Origin of the sequence: Paucilactobacillus nenjiangensis (assembly GCF_005405445.1) — a bacterium.
GTDB lineage: Bacteria > Bacillota > Bacilli > Lactobacillales > Lactobacillaceae > Paucilactobacillus > Paucilactobacillus nenjiangensis.
The window spans coordinates 1-5,358 of the sequence record NZ_BJEB01000085.1; the positions used below are offsets into that span (position 1 = coordinate 1).

Here is a 5,358-nt window from a genome sequence, read left to right on the forward strand (position 1 = left end):
AAGATAAAGACATACCCGTCAGTTTTCGAAAAAATACGAAAACTGACGGGATTTTTATGAACTATGAATAATTCAGGCACCAGCATCTTCAATACGACCAAGAATATCTGCTTTTTACATGATTTATTCCTTCCTTTCGATTTAACGAATTAGTATATTTCTTTATAAGAAATCAAATTTCTAAAAATGTTTTTTACTATTTTATTATAAAGGATTATCCATAAAATACAAGTAATTCACTGTCATTACTAAAGCTCACTTAATATTTTGGCTTGTATCTTTTTGCCCTCTTCAATGATATTAGCAATCTTTTCTTCACTTGCACGATACTTTGGCATACTAACACTAAAGGCACCATAAATATGGTTATTCTTGCACAATGAAAAGCCAACACAAAAAATATCTGGTTGATTCTCTTCATTATCAAAGGCATAACCTCTTTTTTTCACCTTACCAACATCTTCAATTAACGAACTGATATCGGTCATCGTGTTTGGGGTTAGCTTTTCAAAAGAGGTGGCTGATACATACCTAGAGATCTCATCATCTGAGTATTCTGCTAGAATTGCCTTTCCCATGGATGAGGAGTACATGTGCATTTGACCACCAACTCTGGCAACAAGATACACGGTCGAATTACTTTCAATTTTATCTAGCAAAGTAATCTGTTGATTTTCAACGATTCCAAGATTAACAGTTTCTTCTATTTCACTCACTAACGTTGCCAAATGTGGCATCGTAATTTGACGAATATCAAATGTATGATTAACTTTTTGTGCGTAAGCTAAAAACATCGTACCAAGGTAGTATTGTTTTGCGTCCTCAGTCCGTCGTACATAGCCACAGTGTTCCAGTGTCTTTAAGATTTTAAGTACTGTTGATTTGGTCATATCAACATTTTCACTAATTTCTTTTAGTGTTGGAGATACCCGAGACTCCAAAATAAAATCCATAATTTCTTTCGCTTTAATTAATACCGTACCGTAAAAAACTTCTTCTTTTTGTTCAGCCATATTATTCTCCATAAATTTCCTATATAGAAATATTGTATCGTTTTTTTGCAATTTACGCAACGTTCTAGATATAATAGTTGGTTTATTTCATAACCTTTAAGCTAAATTTAGGCTTTTTTAATGCCTTCGCCCAATAATTTACCAATAACTGGTAACTTTCCAAATTCACTGGCATTATCTGTAGGTGCAACCACCAAATTCGTGGGTGACTTGGCTAAATCAGAAAAGGCATTAATCGACTGATTTTGAAAATATTTTTCATCAGCGTGACTAAGTCCCGATTGAATCGTATCAATCCGATATTTTTCTGCATCCGCACGTGTCTGAGTTGCATCAGCTTCTGCCTTAGCCGTCGCCATTAGTGCATCATTTTTTGCCTTGGTTGTCAGTTCAATTGACTTAGCCTCACCCTCAGCTTTAGCAATTGTTGCCACCCGTTCACGATCCGCCGTCAATTGTTTATCCATTGCTTCTTGAATTGCTTTGGAAGGAGTCAATTCATCAATATTGATTCGATCAACATTAATACCATACGTATTCGTTAAATCACCAATTGCTAAGGCCAGTTCTTGATTAATCTTAGCAGTTGACCCTAAAGCTTCATTCAAGTCCATACGGCCAATAATATCACGTAAATGGCCTCGCACTAATTGTGCCATCGATTCAACTGAGTCGGTATTCTCATACTGATATTTCACGCCATCTGTCACATGAAAGTTCAACGTGACACTGGCTGATACGTCTGCATTATCCTTAGTAATAATTGAATAGTTTGGTAGTGACAGTGGTTCCATAGCTAAACTTACTTTTCTAATTTTTTGAATCATGGGAATATACAAATGTAACCCTGATTCAACGCTTCGCCGGTATTTTCCTAATGTTTCAACTAAACCCTGATTATTTTGCGGTACAATTTTCAATCCAAATGGCATGATAGCCCTCCTATATTTTCCGTAACGTTAAGATGTTGCCAACAGCGTCCACAATTGCATACTGTGCAGCTTTTTCTGCAATTGAGTTGTCACTGGTTAAATAGCGATAATAGATTCCTGAAACTTGAACTAACCCGGTGTCCAAACTAATATCTTTGCCATTCACAACTTGACCCGTTATTTGTCGATGTTCAAAACTTTTTCCACGAACAGATTCTTCTAAAATATGTTCAATATGAGCATTGATACTGCGATTTTTTTGTTGTGCATCTTGTGCTAACCGATCATACAGATCTTGATCGAGCCGTAATAAAAACTTCTTTTTGTCTTCGGTCAACTAACATCATCCTTTCTGATATCAATCTGATATTACAATAATGATATTATATTGATATCAAAAAGGCAAATTATCTTATATGTAAGGAAAAAAAACAAAAAAAATAACTAATCCAAATGGACTAGTTATTGGTTTGATTATTAGTCTTCTGCAACGAATGGTAATAATCCCATGATACGTGAACGTTTGATTGCTTGAGTCAAACGACGTTGGTTCTTAGCGCTAACGCCAGAAACACGACGTGGCAAAATCTTACCGCGTTCAGAAATGAAACGCTTGAGCAAATCAGTGTCTTTGTAATCGATGTATTCGATATGATTGGCAGCAATAAAATCTACCTTGCGACGGCGACGGGCGCCACCTCTTCTTTGTTGTTGAGCCATTGAAGTTCCCTCCTCATTCTAAAGTAATTAAAATGGTAGGTCATCATCAGAAATGTCGATTGATTGGCCATTGCTAGCGAATGGATCGTTAGCTGCCGCACTAGAATCTTTGTTACCAGTGCTGCTTGGTGAACCAAACGGATTATCATTAGTTGACGCACCCTGGGGGGTATTTGATGCATGATTGTCAAAACTTGAATTGCCGGTTTGGGCAGAGTTTTGATTTTGTGAACGAGGTTCAAGAAGTGAGAAGTTTTCAACAACTACTTCAGTAACATAAACCCGTTGTCCCTGTTGGTTTTCGTAGTTACGGGTTTGAATCCGTCCTTCGATACCAACTAAAGATCCCTTGTGTGTGAAATTAGAGAAATTCTCTGCAGATTTTCTCCAAATTACACAGTTAATGAAGTCAGCTTCACGTTCACCAGCTTGGTTAGTGAACTGACGGTTAACTGCGAGTGAGAAAGTTCCCACTGCTGTTCCACTAGTTGTGTATCGCAACTCAGTATCTCTAGTTAAACGTCCAACAAGTACTGCACGATTAATCATAGCTAAATACTCCCTTCTAAAGTTATCTTTCTACTGGATATTAGTCTTCACGTTTAATAATCATGTGACGAAGAATATCTTCGCTGATCTTAGCTAAACGATCGAATTCGTTTAAAGCTTTGTCGTCATTTGCTGTCAAATTGATAATGTGGTAAGTACCTTCATTATAATTTGCGATTTCGTATGCAAATCGACGAGTAGACCAGTCTTTTGAATCAACGATAGTAGCACCATCGTCTGTGACGATCTTGTCAAAACGTTCAACAAGGGCAGTTTTAGCTGCATCATCAAGATCAGGACGAACGATGTACGTAATTTCATAACGCGTTGCTTCCATTGACTGTTACACCTCCTTATGGACTATTGGTCCCACTTCCAATTGAGTGGAACAAGGAAAGTAAAACGTAAAAAACGTATACTCACAAACAAAAATTATAGCATGCTACTAAAAATAAAACAAGGACATAAAGATTTGAGTTTACCCAAAATCTAGAGAACAACTAAAGGCAAAAAAGCAAACGGTCCAATCACGTTTTCCAAACGTGATTGGACCGCTGTTTTGATACTCCGAATTAACTAAAAAAGCCCCAACTTTGTGTTAAAGTTGAGTCACCAAAAAACAAAGCTAACACAAGAAAGGGCAAGGTAATTTTAACATGAATTCATCCGTAATCTTCCAATCAAAACGAGAAATCGTAAAATTTTCGAATCAGCTGACGAAAGGTCTTTCCAAACCGGTGGCCAAGTTTATTCTGGACATGGTTTATGGAGTTGCTAAAGGTGCTTCACCGATCTTATCTGACATTAGTCGTTCGCTGGGCGAAGAAGTTCCCCTGAGTGCTACCATTAAGCGCCTAAGCCGCAACGCCGCCAGCTTTAATGACTTTATCAAGCTGGATCAGAACTACTTGGACCTAGTTCAATCCCAAGTTGAGGACGATATGTTGGTTATGGTCGACAATTCAGATATTACAAAGCCTTACGGTGAACAATTTGAGGGATTGGCACGTGTCCATGACGGCTCAAAGGGTGGAACTGAAAAAGGCTATCTCACGACCAACATCACAATTGCTTCCCCAAAGACGAAGCACCCCATTCCAATTTATTCACATTTGTTTTCGGCAGAGGAAACTGACTTTGTCAGTGCCAATGTTGAAACTTATAAGGGCTTAAATAGGGTTAAGCGTTTGTTCAATAACAAGCGCTACACGGTTGTGATAGACCGCGGATATGACGCTAACGATATAATCACCTTCTTGAGCACTGAGGAAACCGATTTTATCATGCGTCTCACCGACAAACGTTGGATTAAGAGCCAGGGAAAGGCCTACAAGGTGCCTGAATTGGCCCAGCGCCACAAAGGTAAAATTGCATTTGATAGCCAGATAAAGGGCAAAAACTATCACCTGAAAATAAGTCACCTCAAAGTTACTTTACCAAGTTTTCCAAAGCAATCATTCTATATGGTGATTGTTTATGGCTACGGCAAGAAGCCGATGAAGCTGCTCACGAACAAGACGATAAGCAGTAAGGCGGATGTTTTGCAGATTGTGAAAGGGTACATCACCCGTTGGCGCATCGAAGAACTGTTCCGCGTCCAGAAGCAGGAATACGGCTTAGAGAAAGTACGGACGCTTACGCTGAATTCTATTCGGTTAATTCACCGGCTAATTACGTATTTGCTAGGCCACCACGCGATGAGGATTGAAGCCGCGCCCCTATTAAACGAGATAATATATCAGCGGGCACGATGTTTGCGTGAAAATGTTAAATTCCAGTTGTATCGCTATATCCGGGGGTTAACAGCGATACTCAAGGATGATTTGGTCGGAGTTCGACATTACAAACACATCGAGCATCGTCGTAATCCGGGCCAATTACGTTTGGCAATTTAGCAGTTAATCCTAAATGGTTTAAGCGTGCAGAAATGGACGTTCAATTTAGTGTGCGCTCTGAACGCTAGAAACTAGCAAGCGCAATTAATACCAGCTATTTCAAGAGCAACTGCCTGGAACTGCAAGGTGGACATTGTAAAATGGGTAAACTCAAACATAAAGACCAAAAAACCGGTTCTACAATATTTGGTACTGATAGAGATTCACTTTGTGAATTTATACTGGTGCCATTTTCTATTATCAAGTAAA

General features: G+C 38.6%; 7 protein-coding genes. 1 reads left to right on the forward strand and 6 read right to left on the reverse strand.

Going from position 1 to position 5,358, the window contains the following annotated elements:
• Window positions 1–248: 248 nt before the first annotated feature.
• The 6 genes from FFM59_RS09495 to rpsF form a co-directional block, all read right to left on the reverse strand.
• On the reverse strand, window positions 249–1,013 hold the full coding sequence (locus FFM59_RS09495; protein WP_137602798.1) for an IclR family transcriptional regulator: 765 nt from the start codon (window positions 1,011–1,013) through the stop codon (window positions 249–251).
• Window positions 1,014–1,120: 107 nt separating this feature from the next.
• A complete protein-coding gene (locus FFM59_RS09500) occupies window positions 1,121–1,945 on the reverse strand; it encodes an SPFH domain-containing protein (RefSeq protein WP_137602799.1) in 825 nt (274 codons plus the stop codon).
• Window positions 1,946–1,955: 10 nt separating this feature from the next.
• Entirely contained in the window at window positions 1,956–2,282 is a 327-nt protein-coding gene (locus tag FFM59_RS09505) for a type II toxin-antitoxin system antitoxin (RefSeq protein ID WP_137602800.1), read from the reverse strand.
• A 140-nt stretch (window positions 2,283–2,422) separates the two neighbouring features.
• Window positions 2,423–2,665, reverse strand: coding sequence for a 30S ribosomal protein S18 (gene rpsR / locus FFM59_RS09510; RefSeq protein WP_137602801.1), 243 nt, complete (start codon window positions 2,663–2,665; stop codon window positions 2,423–2,425).
• Window positions 2,666–2,692: 27 nt separating this feature from the next.
• Window positions 2,693–3,214, reverse strand: a complete 522-nt coding sequence (ssb, locus tag FFM59_RS09515) for a single-stranded DNA-binding protein (protein WP_137602802.1) — start codon at window positions 3,212–3,214, stop codon at window positions 2,693–2,695.
• Window positions 3,215–3,254: 40 nt separating this feature from the next.
• The gene (rpsF, locus tag FFM59_RS09520) at window positions 3,255–3,551 is read right to left on the reverse strand and encodes a 30S ribosomal protein S6 (RefSeq protein WP_137602803.1); all 297 of its coding nucleotides are present in this window, start codon (window positions 3,549–3,551) and stop codon (window positions 3,255–3,257) included.
• A gap of 319 nt (window positions 3,552–3,870) precedes the next feature.
• Here rpsF and FFM59_RS09525 point away from each other — a divergent pair, with 319 nt between their 5' ends.
• Entirely contained in the window at window positions 3,871–5,109 is a 1,239-nt protein-coding gene (locus tag FFM59_RS09525) for a transposase (RefSeq protein ID WP_137602804.1), read from the forward strand.
• Window positions 5,110–5,358: the final 249 nt, after the last annotated feature.